Source organism: Algoriphagus sp. 10J20-15, from assembly GCF_055809615.1.
In genome coordinates, this window is the sequence record NZ_JBVVUG010000024.1 from 56,761 (window position 1) to 71,706 (window position 14,946).

At 38.2% G+C, this 14,946-nt stretch carries 9 protein-coding genes and 1 pseudogene; 4 read left to right on the forward strand and 6 right to left on the reverse strand.

Translation table 11 applies throughout. The features are described 5' to 3' along the window. Nucleotides 1–8 precede the first annotated feature (8 nt). The 5 genes from AC0L6R_RS09510 to AC0L6R_RS09530 all read right to left on the reverse strand — a co-directional run bounded on the left by AC0L6R_RS09510 (nt 9) and on the right by AC0L6R_RS09530 (nt 6,625). Nucleotides 9–1,559, reverse strand: coding sequence for an alpha-amylase family glycosyl hydrolase (locus tag AC0L6R_RS09510; protein ID WP_377918556.1), 1,551 nt, complete (start codon nt 1,557–1,559; stop codon nt 9–11). 61 nt (nt 1,560–1,620) lie between these two features. Beyond that, entirely contained in the window at nt 1,621–2,682 is a 1,062-nt protein-coding gene (gene fbaA / locus AC0L6R_RS09515) for a class II fructose-bisphosphate aldolase (protein WP_283414306.1), read from the reverse strand. Nucleotides 2,683–2,697: 15 nt separating this feature from the next. Then, on the reverse strand, nt 2,698–5,499 hold the full coding sequence (locus tag AC0L6R_RS09520) for an alpha-amylase family glycosyl hydrolase (protein ID WP_473270964.1): 2,802 nt from the start codon (nt 5,497–5,499) through the stop codon (nt 2,698–2,700). 84 nt (nt 5,500–5,583) lie between these two features. Beyond that, on the reverse strand, nt 5,584–6,150 hold the full coding sequence (locus AC0L6R_RS09525) for a cadherin repeat domain-containing protein (protein WP_473270965.1): 567 nt from the start codon (nt 6,148–6,150) through the stop codon (nt 5,584–5,586). Next, complete coding sequence (locus tag AC0L6R_RS09530; protein ID WP_473270966.1) at nt 6,083–6,625, reverse strand: SusE domain-containing protein; 543 nt, start codon at nt 6,623–6,625, stop codon at nt 6,083–6,085. Before AC0L6R_RS09530 ends, AC0L6R_RS09525 begins: the two co-directional genes overlap by 68 nt. 338 nt (nt 6,626–6,963) lie before the next feature. On the opposite strand from AC0L6R_RS09530, the gene AC0L6R_RS09535 reads away from it, so the two are divergent. The 4 genes and pseudogenes from AC0L6R_RS09535 to AC0L6R_RS09550 all read left to right on the forward strand — a co-directional run bounded on the left by AC0L6R_RS09535 (nt 6,964) and on the right by AC0L6R_RS09550 (nt 12,916). Next, nucleotides 6,964–7,995, forward strand: a complete 1,032-nt coding sequence (locus tag AC0L6R_RS09535) for a LacI family DNA-binding transcriptional regulator (protein WP_283414303.1) — start codon at nt 6,964–6,966, stop codon at nt 7,993–7,995. 184 nt (nt 7,996–8,179) lie between these two features. Further along, nucleotides 8,180–10,627, forward strand: coding sequence for a glycoside hydrolase family 31 protein (locus AC0L6R_RS09540; RefSeq protein WP_473270967.1), 2,448 nt, complete (start codon nt 8,180–8,182; stop codon nt 10,625–10,627). A gap of 64 nt (nt 10,628–10,691) precedes the next feature. After that, a pseudogene (locus AC0L6R_RS09545) lies at nt 10,692–11,967 on the forward strand (MFS transporter). A 76-nt stretch (nt 11,968–12,043) separates the two neighbouring features. Next, complete coding sequence (locus AC0L6R_RS09550) at nt 12,044–12,916, forward strand: type 2 periplasmic-binding domain-containing protein (protein WP_473270968.1); 873 nt, start codon at nt 12,044–12,046, stop codon at nt 12,914–12,916. Here AC0L6R_RS09550 and AC0L6R_RS09555 read toward each other — a convergent pair. Then, nucleotides 12,902–14,845 carry a tetratricopeptide repeat-containing sensor histidine kinase gene (locus AC0L6R_RS09555; protein WP_473270969.1) on the reverse strand — a complete coding sequence of 648 codons (1,944 nt, stop codon included), beginning with the start codon at nt 14,843–14,845 and terminating at the stop codon, nt 12,902–12,904. The genes AC0L6R_RS09550 and AC0L6R_RS09555 overlap by 15 nt on opposite strands. Nucleotides 14,846–14,946 lie beyond the last annotated feature (101 nt).

A 14,946-nucleotide genomic window follows, 5' to 3' on the forward strand; every position in this document is an offset into this window, starting at 1 on the left:
TGAATAGCCTACTTCATCAAAAAGACACTGGAGTTTTTACCCAATTTAATTTGGTCTCCTGCTTTTTCAACAACTCCCAGAGAAAAAATTTCTTGCTCAAAACCTTCAGGAGAATTAATGGAGATTTCTTTTTTACCAAGATTATGCAAAACAAAAACTTCTTGCTCACCAAGATTTCTCAAGTAAGCCATTACTGATTTCGGGTAAGTATTTATTGGCAACTCAAGTGATCCAACTGCCAACGCGGGATTGGTATTTCTAAGGTAAATCAACTCTTTGTAATGATTGAAGTAGCTAGTTGGATCATCTTTTTGCAAAGCCAATGGAGTAACCGTTTTGTCTGTTGAATACATTGGCTCTATCCAGGTAGCACGTCCTGTATCTTTGTCTGTTACATCCCAAAGGAAAGGTTCACGAATTTGCTCATCGGGCTTTAACCCTAACATGCCAATTTCTTCTCCATAATATAAGTAAGGGGCTCCCGGCATGGTCATAAGAATAGCTATTGCTTGTTTATATTTTTCCGGATCAGAACCAAGTTCATTGAGTAATCTTGGTTGGTCATGATTTGAAGATATTGTCGCATCAATAAAATCTGAAGTAATGCTCTGATAGAAATCCAGCACCTCCTTTTCTTTATTGACCAATAACATCCCATCCATTTTATTCAATGATTCAATCAAGGTGTAATGAAAATCAAAATTGAATAAAGCTGGTAATCCTGGTAAAAATGGTGCTACAACTTCCTTCTTATCATAAACTTCGCCCACTAAATAGACATCCGGGTTGATTTTGGTCATTTCAGCTCTAAATTCTTTCCAAAATTCATGGTTATCGCCCGCCCTGTCATCAGGGTAAATATGCTTTGCAGCATCCAACCTAAAGCCATCGACTCCTATTTCTTCAAGCCAAAATTTCCCTATATCAAAAATTTCCTGCCTAACCTTTGAGTTGTCAAAATTCAAATCTGGCATCCCTCCAATAAAAAAACCGTAATAATAATCCTCCCCAATACCTGGGTCATGCCATTGAGTGATATTATCTGAATCTAGGGTGATGACTTTTTTCTCAATAAAATCCGCAATTGTGTCCTTTTGAGCCCATACGTAATAATCTCTGTAAGGATTATCCCTACCCTTCTTGGATTCCTGAAACCAAGGATGATCGCTACTGCTATGGTTTATGATTAAATCAATTACAATTTTAATATCCCTTTGATGTGCCTCATCCAAAAGCTTTTTAAAATCATCCATAGTTCCATAGTCTGGATGTATTGCTTTATAATCTGTTACATCATATTTGTGATAGCTCGGAGAAGGCATTATCGGCATAAACCAAATAGCATTGGCACCCAATTCCGATACATAGTCAAGTTTTTCAGTCACTCCATTTATATCCCCTATCCCATCTCCATCAGAATCATTGAAAGACTGTACAAATATCTCGTAGGTCACACCCGCTTTCGGCCAGTAATTTTCGACAGAAGTGGAGGTCTTTGGATTACAGGCAGACATTAAGGCTAATCCCATAAGAACTGATGCTATTTTGGATTTTTTCATAGGAATTGGAGAAAAAAAAAGTCACTTTATTTAAAAGTGACTTTTTCGTTGATTGTTTGTATTAATTTCTATTTACTGCATTCAGCATATCGAAAGCCAATTCAAGTCTTTTTACGAAGTTCTCTTCGCCTTTACGCAACCAATTTCTTGGATCGTAATATTTCTTGTTAGGACTATCAGCTCCATCAGGATTACCTAATTGAGTCTGAAGATATGCCTCATTCTTTTTGTAATTATTCAATATACCTTCCCAGAATGCCCATTGCATATCTGTATCGATATTCATTTTGATAGAGCCATAGCTATTTGCTTCCCTAATTTCTTCAACTGTAGATCCAGATCCACCGTGGAATACGAAGTTCAATGGCTTACCTGTCAAACCGTGCTTCTCTTTGATGAAATCCTGAGAATTCTTCAAGATGATTGGCTTCAAACTTACGTTTCCTGGCTTGTACACACCATGTACGTTACCGAAAGCCGCAGCGATTGTGAAAAGATCTCCTATTTCTTTTAGGTGCTCATAAGCATAAGCTACTTCTTCAGGCTGGGTGTAAAGCTTAGATGAATCAATATCCGTGTTATCTACACCATCTTCTTCTCCACCAGTAACTCCCAATTCGATTTCAATTGCCATTTCAAGCTTTTCAAACTCCTTGAAATAGTTACAGGAAATCTCAACATTTTCTTCTAAAGGCTCTTCAGAAAGATCTAGCATATGTGAGCTATACAAAGGTCTTTTATGTGTTGCGTAGTAAGCTTTACCAGCATCCAAGAGTCCGTCTATCCATGGCAATAATTTCTTAGCAGCATGATCTGTATGCAAAATAACAGGAACACCGTATGCCTCTGCCATCAAGTGTACGTGATGTGCTCCGGAGATACCACCAGCGATACTAGCTTGTTGCTTATCATTCGCCAAGGATTTTCCAGCAAAAAATTGGGCTCCCCCATTTGAAAATTGAATGATTACTGGCGAGTTCAATTTCTTTGCAGTCTCTAGAACAGCGTTTACCGAGTTGGTATTGATTACGTTCACTGCAGGCATAGCAAACTCATTCTCTTTAGCATATGCATAAAGATCTCTAAGCTCTTCACCGTATTTTACTCCAGGTTTGAATTTCATAGGTATTAGATTTGATTAATTCTTAATAAAGCGCTTAAACAGCACTCTTTTCGTGTCGAATGCTTCAAAGATATAAATCCCTGCCTGAATATTCGTAACATCTATTTCTAAAATTTCATCACCTGCAGGTGTCATACCATCAAACAAAACCCTTCCAGTCATATCAATAACACGATAATTTGATCCGGTCATGTCTATAGGGAGCTGAATCATTAATCGCCCATTAGTAGGGACAGGATAGATTTTGAATGCAGAATCAGGAATAGATTTTTCAGGGATAGCCGTCACAAAATCTTCCTGTAAAATTCCTGCAGTAGGCTTTTCAAGTTTTTTATCTGTGAATAGATAAAATTCACTAGGTCTTAACGTGAATTTCATAGTTGTGCTACTCACAGTTAACTCCTCTCCTGTAAAGTAATTATACCAAGTTCCTGTTTTAGGGAAACTTAGATTCACGTTTCCAGCACTACTCAATCCAAAATTACCAAACAGTACCACATCCATGGCTTCGCTTTCTAAGATGATAGATTTGAGACTGCCGTTTAAATTAAGGGTGGTTTTGTCAGGGTTATTAAAGACTTGATGTTCCGATTTGAGTTTGATCATTGCCTGATAAAGCTGAAATAATCGCTCCCGCTGAGGATTAGTCAGGTATTGCCATTTGGTAGGTTTAATGCCTAGACGATCGTCATTAAGTTCCTGATCATATCCAAATTCCCCAAATTGCCAGATCATCTTGGGCCCGGGAATACTAAAGTAAAAAGCAGTTAATAATTGGTTTCTATTAACGGCATTTTCCAATTGTTTAAGATTTATAGGAGAAGTGGCTCCATAATTTAAGCTTTCCCACATTACTCTTTCTTCATCGTGACTTTCTTGATAGGCGACCAAATTGGGTTCATTCCAACCTCGAGATTTATAGTATGCCCAATTGAAATCTTTCTCCTGACCTTTGGCCATTTCACGGAAATCAAAATTCATATTTCCCCAAAACATCATTCCATAGTCAGCCAATTCCTTTTCCTCAGTATTATCAGCCAAATGTTCCAAAATCACATAAGCATCAGGATGATTTGCTTTGATTTTGTCATAAATATGCTTCCAAATCATGATGCGCGAAGCGTCGTATTGAGACCATTTACCCACATCCGCACCAGAAACTACCTGTGTAAACCCCTTACTTAAATCGAACCGAAAACCATCAATTTTATATTCACTCAGCCAATAATTATTTACAGAATCGACAAATGCTCGGGTATAGCTGCTTTCATGGTTGAAATCATATCCCACATTGAAGGGATGTGTTGCGTTCCTATTAAACCATGGATTTTCAGGAGTCGGTGATCCAAATTCTCCGTCATTATATAGTCTGACCAATGGGTTTTGCCCAAAAGCATGATTCAAAACCATATCCATGATGATCACCATACCTTTTCCATGGGCCGCATCAATAAGGCTTTTCAGGTCATTTTTAGTACCGTAATATTTATCCGGAGCAAAGAAAAAAGAAGGGTTGTAACCCCATGAGAGGTTACCTTCAAACTCCCCTATTGGCATTAACTCGATTGCATTTACACCAAGTTCTTGTAGATAATCCAGCCCTTCCTCTACCGCAGCATAGGACCTCCTATCGTCAAAATCCCTCACCAATAGCTCATAGATTACTAGCTCTTCAGGATCAGGTTTTTCATAGGTTAAATTTTTCCAATTGTACTTGTCTTGCCCAGTTTGAAAGTAAGTCGCTTGATATTGGGTTTTCCCTGTAGGGTATGCTTTCAAACCTGGATACCTTCCCTGACTTATTATTTCCTGATCATGATCTGGGTCTGAAATTTTATCTGCATAGGGATCACCAATTCGTATTTCATCATCTACCAAGTATTGAAAAATATATTCCTTCTTTGGCGTAAGACCAGTAATAATTAACCAAAAGATCTCACCATCTGGAGTTCGATTCATTTGGTAATCTGAAGACCTTGCCCAGTCATTAAAATCTCCAATCACATTGACCATCTTCTTTCCCGGCGCGTTCAAAGCCAAAAGAACTTCTGTATCCGATAGGTAATTAATGCCTAATCTGTTTCCAGGAGGTAATGGAGCAATAGGTGTAGCTGCGAAAACCTCAATATCCACCGTTTCGGAATCTTGATTTGACCCATTGCTTGCTTCTGCTACTAATTTGTATAAACCTGCCTGAGTAGCTGCATAATTATAGGATAGTGATTGAACCCCAGTTGCATTTGCTACCTGCACGCCATCGAGCTGAAGTGATATATCAGCTAAGCCCTCAGTGGTTGCTACTTTGAATGTATAGGTATCTCCCTCCTCTAATGCTATAGCAGAACTAACTGGTGATGTGAAAACTACCTGAAATCCTTGAGAAAGGTCAACGAAAATATCTCCACCGCTACTGCTTTTCCCTTCTCTACTGCCATCTCCATTTCTAAAAACCAATCCCAAACGGTAAATAGTTAATCCATTTGGATTATCAAAAAATGTATTAGGCGTCAGGTCAAAAGTATAAAGGTTTGACTGCCCTTCAACTTTAGTCATTTTCGCATTTGCATCGGTAGTACCCCATTCAAAAGGAACGATTGACCAAGTTGTGGATTCTCCACTTTCAGTAACTGCTCCAATATGAATATAAACATCACACCCACAATCCTTAAGCCCAGCTGTACCTTTGCTGGCATCATAGATGATAGTCACCTTTTTATCAGCATTTGGGAAAATAGGCTCAGTAGTAACCTGAGCAAAAGCTCCAGAATAGGAAAATAATAGAATGAAGAAGATAGATGATAAAAGGGCAGTTTTCATGGGTTTTTGTTACTGAAAACCGACTTTGGCATAGATACACCAAAGTCGGTCTAATTAAGGTTTTAGCTTTTGCTGAAATCCTAGTTAATTCTTAGTCATGGTATATGATACTTCTCCTGTAACATTGAAGTTCAACGTAACAGTATAGTTTCCAGCTTCAGCAACAATGATATTGTCGCCGTCTTTTACCATAGCTCCATCTTTTGGTCCTAAGTTAAAATCCCAAGATTGGTTTGCTCTGAATTTGAATGCACCTTTCTTTAAATCAGTAGTGATAGTTAGGATATTTAGATCTTTGTTGAAATTCATTGGGGTCTCCACATCCCATCCACCTACGGTAGCATCGCCTATGATTCCCCAAAGTTTTGGATCGGAAAGAGTGTACGTTTTAGTAGCCAGATCCACTGTAACTTCAATTGTACCAAATTTGGTTACTTTAATATTTGCTGCATCAGCTTCTGCATCTAATTTACCGTCAGCACCTGTATCACCATAGTTTTTACCATCTACCCAGTCAGGTTCCTCGTTAAACTTGAACTCCCCACTTCCACCTAGAATATGGATAAATCCAGTAAACGTCTTATTAAATGCTACGGACTTTAACGTGGTGTTTAAATTCCCTGGATCCACCCCTGCAGTCTCCAGGGACATATAGTAGCGGAAAGGCAACAAAAGTATCATACGGAGTGACAGACAAAACAACCGTTTCTCCATAAATCGGTGATAAAGGCTGGTTGATGGATGATTTCACTCTAAATTCTACCTCAGCGACTTGATTTACAGTGAGTCCTTTGGCGATTAATTCATCATTCAAAGCCTCTGTTTGAACCTCAATCAGATTAGTTTTTGAAGTTCCAAGTTCTACCGCATCCTCGAAATTTGCCCCAGCCAGATCCATTTCCAAGGAATAGGTTACTTCTCCGACCTTAGCAAACTCAGCCATAGTAACTGAGAATACGATCAATTCCTCCGAGTTATCCGCACTTAGCACGAGGGCAGATCCATTTGCAGGATCTGCTACTTGAGATCCTGTCTGCTCAATAATAGGAGGCATTTCATACTTTTCGCAGGACCATAGTACCGGCAACAAAGCTAAAGCCCATGTGATTTGCTTAATTTTTTTCATTTTTTAGGTTTGTTAATTGACAGTATTCTTGAATTAATTAAAACACATGCAGAAATAATCTATTTTTAATATTCAGGTTTTTAAAGTAGTCCTGAGAATTATTCTGTACTGTTTAGAAATTTTAAATGAAAGAAAATTAAGACACAAGAAGGCCATTGCTCATTAACTAAAACTTTTTTGAGCAAACGTTTGCGGTTACGTTTGCATAAAAAAATAATTTTAAAAACTAAATAGATAAAGGCCTAAATCGGAAGTTTTAACTTCAAAATTCAATAGATTGCTTCTTCCAGAAATCAAATATTATTGAATACAATATAATCTTGGAATAGTTTAATTATATGAAATTAGGTCGAGCAACCATAAAGGACATAGCAAAGGCACTTAACCTTTCTGCTTCTACCATCTCTCGGGCACTAAAAGATTATCCAGGGATTAGCGATGAGACAAAACGGAAGGTTAAAGAAGTTGCTGAGGAAATGAATTACCGCCCGAATGCAATTGCACTTTCGTTGAGAAAAAGCAGATCATTTACAATCGGGGTGATTATTCCTGAGGTAGTTCATTTTTTCTTTTCTTCAGTGGTCAGTGGTATCGAGGAAGTCGCGCATTCTCGAGGCTATAATGTTATTCTAGTTCAATCCAATGAAAAATTGGACCGTGAGATTTCTAGTATTGAGACTATGCTATCAAATCAAATTGATGGCGTATTAGTGAGTTTTTCTAAAGAGACTAAAACCTTCAACCACTTCACTAAAGTTTTGGATCAGGGGTTTCCCATTGTGTTTTTTGACCGAGCACCAGAAATACCGGGTGCCATCAATGTCACTGTAGATGATTACCAAGGAGCCTTCGATGCTACAACTCATTTAATCAGTCAGGGATATAAAAACATAATCCATTTAGGAGGTCCTAAACTTTTGAAAATCAGCACAGAAAGGGAAAGAGGTTATAAAGATGCACTTACACATAATGGATTAGATTTTAAGTCTGAGTATGTTATCCCATGTCCAATTGGCACTGTTGAGGAAAGTCAGCAAATAGTAGCAGAGCTATTTTCGAATATGACTGTCCGTCCTGACGCATTTTTTGCCTGCAATGATGTAGGTGCTGTGGGAGCGATGATGGCCTGTAGAGAAATCGGTTTAAAGATTCCTGTTGATGTGGGTGTTGTTGGTTTCAGTGATTGGCAATTTTGTTCCATGCTGGAGCCAAAACTATCTTCAGTTGCACAACCAGGAGCATTGATGGGAGCCAAAGCCACGGAGATTCTAATAGACATTATTGAGAAAAAAATTGACCCGGAATCCATGGAAAATTCATTGATTTTGAAAACAAAGTTGATGGCAAGGGATTCTTCGAAAAGATTTTAAGAAAAAAGATCAGATTTTTTAGTAAAAAAGTGCAAACGTTTGAATAGGTCTAATTTTCATCCTAGGGCACAATAGTTTTTTACTCCTTGTTTGAATTGTTCATTTTCAAGGACTTTCGATTTTTTTATGATTGAGTTTTGGTTCTAATTTAGATCCGCTTTTAAAGCTAAAGTGAAAAAAATTTATGTCCCAAAATTTCCAATCATCCCCCGCGACTTCTTCTAATTCCAGGTATAGACCTATCGGTCAAATAGAAAAATGGCAGCAAAATGATAATGGTATTACTGCAGAAAGTGCTAATGCCCGTATCAAAATCAGTCTGGTAAAAGATGGAATAATAAGAGTTCAGTCTACACAAAACAAGTCCTTCGATTCCAATCCCTATACGGTGCTATCTGATGAAAATTCTGTGGAATTCTCAATTGAAGAAAAAGATGATAAAATCCATCTGAAATCAGCCTTGATACATTTTCAGATTGAACTCAACAATGGGATTTGTTCATTTTTTGATTCAAACGGCACTTTATTAAACAAGGATGATTCCTTGGGAATCTCCTGGATTGGCACCGAAGTAACTTGCTATAAGGAAGTTCAGCCAAACGAAAAATTCATAGGACTTGGGGAAAAAACAGGCAACCTAAACAGATTTGGAAATGCCTACGTCAACTGGAACACTGATTATTTTGCATACGGCATAAGCGATGATCCATTATACATGAGTATCCCATTTTATATAGGAACGCATGAAAAGGGATCGTATGGGATATACTTTGACAATACGCACAAATCAGTTTTTAACTTCGGTGCTTCTTCGGACCGTTTCGCCTACTTCAATGCAGAGGATGGGGATATGGATTATTATTTCATTCATGCTCCTTCAGTAGCGGAAATAATATCAAATTACACTTCTTTGACTGGGCGAATGAAAATGCCTCCCAAATGGGCTTTAGGTTTCCAACAATGCCGCTATTCCTATTATCCGGATAAGGAAGTTTACGCTGTCGCAAATACTTTTCGGGACAAAAACATGCCAGCTGATGTAATCTACCTAGACATTCACCACATGGAGAAATACAAGGTATTTACCTTTGATGGAGAAAAATTCCCCGACCCAAAAAGTATGATTGCTAAATTGAAAGAGCGAGGGTTTAGAGTTGTTGTCATTATGGATCCAGGTATCAAAACAGAAAAAGGATACCTCCCATTTGATGAGGGAAAATCCAAAGGATTATTCGTCAAATATCCTGATAATAAAGATTACATAGCTCAAGTATGGCCTGGGTCGTGTGCATTCCCAGATTTCACTAAGGAGGAAACCAGAAAATGGTGGGGAGAAAAAATGGAGTTTTACACCGATGCGGGTGTGGATGGATTTTGGGCAGACATGAACGAACCTGCATCCTGGGGACAATTTACTCCCAACCTCATCGAATTTGATTTAGATGGAAACCCTGCTTCTCATCGCAAAGCAAGAAATGTCTATGGAATGCAAATGGCAAGAGCTGTCCAAGAAGGTGCTCTTTTGCAAAATCCTAATAAAAGGCCTTTTGTATTAACTCGATCAGGCTTTGCTGGAGTACAAAGATTTGCGGCTGCGTGGACTGGCGACAATCAGTCCAGTGAAGAACATATGCTTGCAGGTGTACGGCTGATCAATAGTCTAGGATTAAGTGGGGTTTCATTTTCCGGCTTTGATATTGGTGGCTTTGCTGGAGAAGCGAGCAAGTCTCTTTTTGCCAGATGGATGAGCATCGGAGCATTTACTCCTTTATACAGGGCTCACTCCATGATCAATACAAAAGATGCTGAACCTTGGTCCTTTGGAGAAGAAGTAGAAGAGATTTCCAGGAATTACATGAAGCTGAGGTATAACTTGATTCCTACGATTTATAGTAAAATGTACGAGTCCACACGAAATGGGCTACCAATTTCATCAAGTTTGGCAATTTCAAACGTACAAGACCCAAAAATATACGAGTCGGCATTCCAAAATCAATACCTATTCTGCGATACTTTTCTGGTAGCTCCAGTAGAAAGCACCAAAGCAATCACAAAGGTTTACCTTCCAGAATCAGAGTGGTATTATTTATTTTCTGATGATTTGCATAAAGGAAACACTACAATTTACCAGGATTGTCCTTTAGCATATTTACCAGTTTACGTCAAAGGAGGAAGTATTTTCACCTGTCAATCCGATTTGCAGTACACTGGTGAAAGTCACAATGGAATTCTTTATGTTCATGTTTATGCTGGAAAAGAAAATGGGACATTTCTTCATTATGAGGACGATGGAGAAAGTTGGGATTTTGAGGATGGAAGATATCATTCCAGGAGTTTTGCTTATAATTCTTCCCAAGGCTCATTGGCTATGGGGGAAACTAGTGGAGAATTCCAAACTGCCTATACTATGATGAAAATCTATTTCCATGGCTTCCATAATGAGGAAGTGGAAATAAATGGTTGCTCTGAAAAGTTAAATTTTGAAGATTTTTCCTTTGTGGGAAAATTATCTGAATTTGATCCTCTTCCAGATCATGAAAATAGATTTTTCGAAATAAAGAACCTTGCCCACCTGACAATTCCATATCCTGAAAATGAATTGATAATCAAAGGATTAAAAATTAAAAAGTAAGGTTTTACATTAACCCAAAATGACCCTAACAAAAAAGAAATTAAGCTTCTGGCAAATCTGGAACATGAGTTTTGGATTTCTGGGAATACAATTTGGTTTTGCCCTGCAGGGCGGTTTCATGTCACGTATTTTTCAAACCTTAGGAGCCGACAAAGATGCCATTCCATTTCTATGGATAGCAGCACCACTGACTGGTCTATTGGTTCAGCCCATCGTAGGATACTTAAGTGATCACACGTGGCATCCTAAGTTTGGCAGACGGAAACCGTTTTTCTTTGTAGGTGCTGTACTCAGCACAGTGGCACTATTCTTCGCTCCTTATTCATCTGCACTCTGGATGGCTGCTGGCGCACTTTGGATTTTAGATGCCTCTATCAATATTAGCATGGAGCCATTCAGAGCCTTGGTAGCTGATAAACTTCCCGAATCTCAGCGATCCTATGGATTTGTAGTGCAAACTTTGATTATAGGCATTGGAACATGGATTGCATCCAACCTGCCCTGGTTTATGACTCAATTGGGAGTTCCTAATACTGCAGCATCTGGGGTAGTTCCTGATTCAGTAAAATACGCTTTTGCTGTGGGTGCATTGGTGTTATTTTCTTCAATCCTATATACCATATTAAAAACAGAAGAATATCCGCCTGAGGACATGGATGAATTCGAAGCTGAGAAAAACCAAGGGTTCTTTAAAGGCTTGTCAGAAATCATTAAAAATATATCGTCCATGCCCACGGTAATGAAGCAGCTCGGATTGGTACAGTTTTTCTCCTGGTTCTGCTTTTTTTACAATGTGGAGTTTTGCTACTCCAGCCATCACCGAGCATATCTTTGGAGCTACAGATACTACCAGTGTGGCCTACAATAATGCCGCAGATAAAGTAGGAAATTACTTAGGTACATATGGGTTAGTCTCCATGATTTATGCTTTGGTACTCGCCTTTTTTACTAGTAAGTATAAAATCAACAGGAAACTTCTTCATTTGGGAAGTTTGATTGCAGGAGGTTTAGGATTCATTTTGATATACTTCATTCAAGAGTCCTGGATGCTTCATATTTGCTTTTCTTTGGTCGGGATAGCTTGGGCAAGTATTTTATCTATGCCTTATGCGATGCTCTCTAGCTCTGTTGACCCTAAAAAAATGGGGGTTTTCATGGGGATTTTTAACATGTTTATAGTCATTCCCCAAATTGTTGCAGCCCTAGGAGGAGTTAATTTCCTTTACAAATTGATCTTTGGGGAAGCCGTAATTAACACCATGCTATTAGCTGGAACTTTATTAATTCTGGCCGGACTAAGCAACTTATTTATTACTGATAAGCAGGCTACACATGATTAATTTTCTTAATATATGACAAGCAGTTGTTGAGTAAAAAATTGGTTTTCTATTTTTGTCAAATTACTTTACCTGATTTATGAAAACCCTTAGAATCACCGGAGTTCCAGAGCATTTTAATTTCCCTTGGAAAAAAGTAGTTGCCAAACAGCCTTTTGAGAAGGAAGGTGTTAGGCTTGAGTGGAACGACGAATCAAGAGGTTCCGGACAGATGAATAAAGATCTAAGAGAGGATAAGTGTGATATTGCCATCGTGTTGACAGAGAGCTTTCTCAAAGATTTCGAAGCAAGAAACCCATCTAAAATGATAGGCTTCCATGTCCAATCACCATTGAATTGGGGCATTCACATTTCAGGTGGTTCTTCTGTAACTTCTTTGGAAGAGATCAAAGAACACGATTTTCTCATCAGCCGAATCGGTTCGGGATCGCAATTGATGAGCTATGTATTGGCAAAACGTGAAGCTTGGGATCCTAATCAGCTAAATTTCAAAATAGTTAACAATCTACCTGGAGCGCTGGAAGAGATGACTCCAGAGAAACCAGAAATGTTTCTCTGGGAAAAATACACGACTAAACCTTGGGTCGAATCAAAACAAATGAAGCGAATTGGAGAAGTACCTAGCCCTTGGCCTTGTTTCGCAATCATTGCAACTAATAAAGCCTTAGCAGAATTTGGGGAGTTAATAGTTAACTTAAGAGACATTGTTTATGCGGAATCCAAAAGCCTCCAGACCAGTTCCTCTGCCATTGCGGATATCGCAAAAAACTATGAACTAAATCCTAATGATGTGAAGGAATGGTTTGCTCAAACATCCTGGGCTACTAATCCTGAAATCTCAAAAAGTAAGCTAATCGATGCGATGAAAATAATGAAAGAATTAGGGATTATTACCGAAGAACTCCGACTTGAGGATTTTCTTACTAGTGAACACCTTTTAATTGTTGATTAAAAGGTTACTGGCAGGTAGTTTCACACCTACCTGTGTTCCTTCACCAGGTTGGCTAATAATAAATAATTCACCATCATTCATACGAGTAAATTCCTTGCAAATCTGCAACCCTAAACCAGATCCTTTTTCCATTTTGGTACCTAATTTAGAATCCGAAATCACATAATCGGTAGAGAGCAATTCATTTATCTGAGCTTCGTCCATACCTATTCCTTGATCTTTTACATACCAAGTAATCAAGCCATTATTTGCTTCCCCTGAAAGCTGAATAGTATCCCCTGGCTTAGAATACTTTACTGCATTATTTAGGATATTCCTGATCACAATTTCGATCAAATCCCGATCCGCATAAACCAGTATATCTTTGAATGAAGAGGTGAATTCCACCTCCAGAGACTTCTCCCTTAGTTTGGGGCTGATTAGTTTAATGTTATCACAAACAAGCTGATACAAGTCAAAATCCACCTTTTGAAGTTTAAAACCTTCCATTTGAGCTAGAGACCATTTTAGGGTATTATTAAGGGTAAAATACACCGTATCCACATCCACTTTTAAATGTTGAATAAGTTCATCAAATTCCTCTTGACTCAAATGGCCCAATATCAATGAGTCAACAATAGACTTCACTTGACCAACCGGCCCTCTTAGGTCATGCCCAATTATAGAAAAGAGCTTGTTTTTAGTCTGATTGATTTCTTGGAGTTGAATAGATTTAGTTTCCAAATCTTCATTCTGCTTTCGTATTTGCTGCTTTTGAAGAAGCAAGCTTGTATTGTATTTCTTGATATTTCTGTTTAGATAAAATAGCCAAACCATCAGTGCTAAAATCAGTACAGAACCTCCACTAACTAAGAAGATTATTTTTCGGTTTAAAGCCAATCTAGTGGCTTGATTCTCATTCTGCGCTACTAATAGTTCTAGTTCAGATTGCTCCAAGTCATCCTGAAACATCCCCTGCATTAAGGCCAGCCTATCCCTGCTTGACTTATTTACTATGGAATCATTCAAGGTGATAAACTTGGATTGTTGCTCATAGGCATTTTTATAATCCCCAATTTGCCGATAGTAGTTTGCTAATGATTTATGACTTTTTGATAACTCGTCAATTAGGCCATTCTGCCCAGACACCTCAATTCCTCTAAGCAATACTTCTCTGGCCTTTTCATACTTACCATTCAAAAGATACGTGTCTCCAAGCCTGTAAAACAAGCTTGCTTGTAAAGTGAAGATGCCTTGGGATATTCCATTTTGTAGCGCCTTCTCGTATATCTTCTCAGCTGAATCCAACTGATTTCTAGAAAAGTAAATATCCCCTAAGACACGATTTGAAAAAGAAAGCAAATATGGCGACCCTGCACTTCTATTTGCCTCAATTGCGATATTTGTATAAGCTAAAGCTGAGTCCAGTTCATTGATTCTTAAAAAGTTGAGAGCAACATTATTAAGACTTCGAATCATAGTATAGAGATCTCCTACTGTATCACTGATTTCATAGGCCTTCTTAAATTGAACTATAGCCATAGAATAGTTTTGCTGTTCATAATAAAGCGCTCCCATACTATTCAATACTCTAGCTGCTTCTGCCAAATTATTTGCATCTACAGCTAATTTATAAGCTTCCTTGGAGTAATTGAATGATTTCTGCCACTGTCCTCTACGGTAAAATATCCAGCCTAAATTCTCTTTGGCTTTAGCTTCTTCAGATGGGTTATTGAAGGATTTTGCTAGTTTCTCAGCTTCGGTAGCATAGGTAAAAGCTTCTTCTTGCTTTATTTCTCGCAGGTAAAATGACAATTCATTCAAAATAGTCAACCTTTCCTCTCCTTTTGTGGTAGGAAGTATCTGCTTCAGGCTGTCAATAGCCTGACTTTGGGCCGCAGCATTAAAGGATATGCTGAGTAGAAAAAGAAAGAATAAAATTCGCTTCAAGAAGTCAGTTCTATTTTAAAAATTAAAAAAACAAAAACAACTAGTTAAAAAACAAAAATAACCAGTTAAAAAACAAAGAGACAGGAATTTAAAAAATCATC

Bases quoted from the DNA above. Each gene is read 5' to 3' on its own strand.
- AC0L6R_RS09550 (WP_473270968.1), top strand. From the start codon at position 12,044: ATGAAAACCCTTAGAATCACCGGAGTTCCAGAGCATTTTAATTTCCCT.
- AC0L6R_RS09525 (WP_473270965.1), bottom strand. From the start codon at position 6,150: ATGTCCCTGGAGACTGCAGGGGTGGATCCAGGGAATTTAAACACCACG.
- AC0L6R_RS09535 (WP_283414303.1), top strand. From the start codon at position 6,964: ATGAAATTAGGTCGAGCAACCATAAAGGACATAGCAAAGGCACTTAAC.
- AC0L6R_RS09530 (WP_473270966.1), bottom strand. From the start codon at position 6,625: ATGAAAAAAATTAAGCAAATCACATGGGCTTTAGCTTTGTTGCCGGTA.
- AC0L6R_RS09510 (WP_377918556.1), bottom strand. From the start codon at position 1,559: ATGAAAAAATCCAAAATAGCATCAGTTCTTATGGGATTAGCCTTAATG.
- AC0L6R_RS09520 (WP_473270964.1), bottom strand. From the start codon at position 5,499: ATGAAAACTGCCCTTTTATCATCTATCTTCTTCATTCTATTATTTTCC.
- AC0L6R_RS09540 (WP_473270967.1), top strand. From the start codon at position 8,180: ATGTCCCAAAATTTCCAATCATCCCCCGCGACTTCTTCTAATTCCAGG.
- fbaA (WP_283414306.1), bottom strand. From the start codon at position 2,682: ATGAAATTCAAACCTGGAGTAAAATACGGTGAAGAGCTTAGAGATCTT.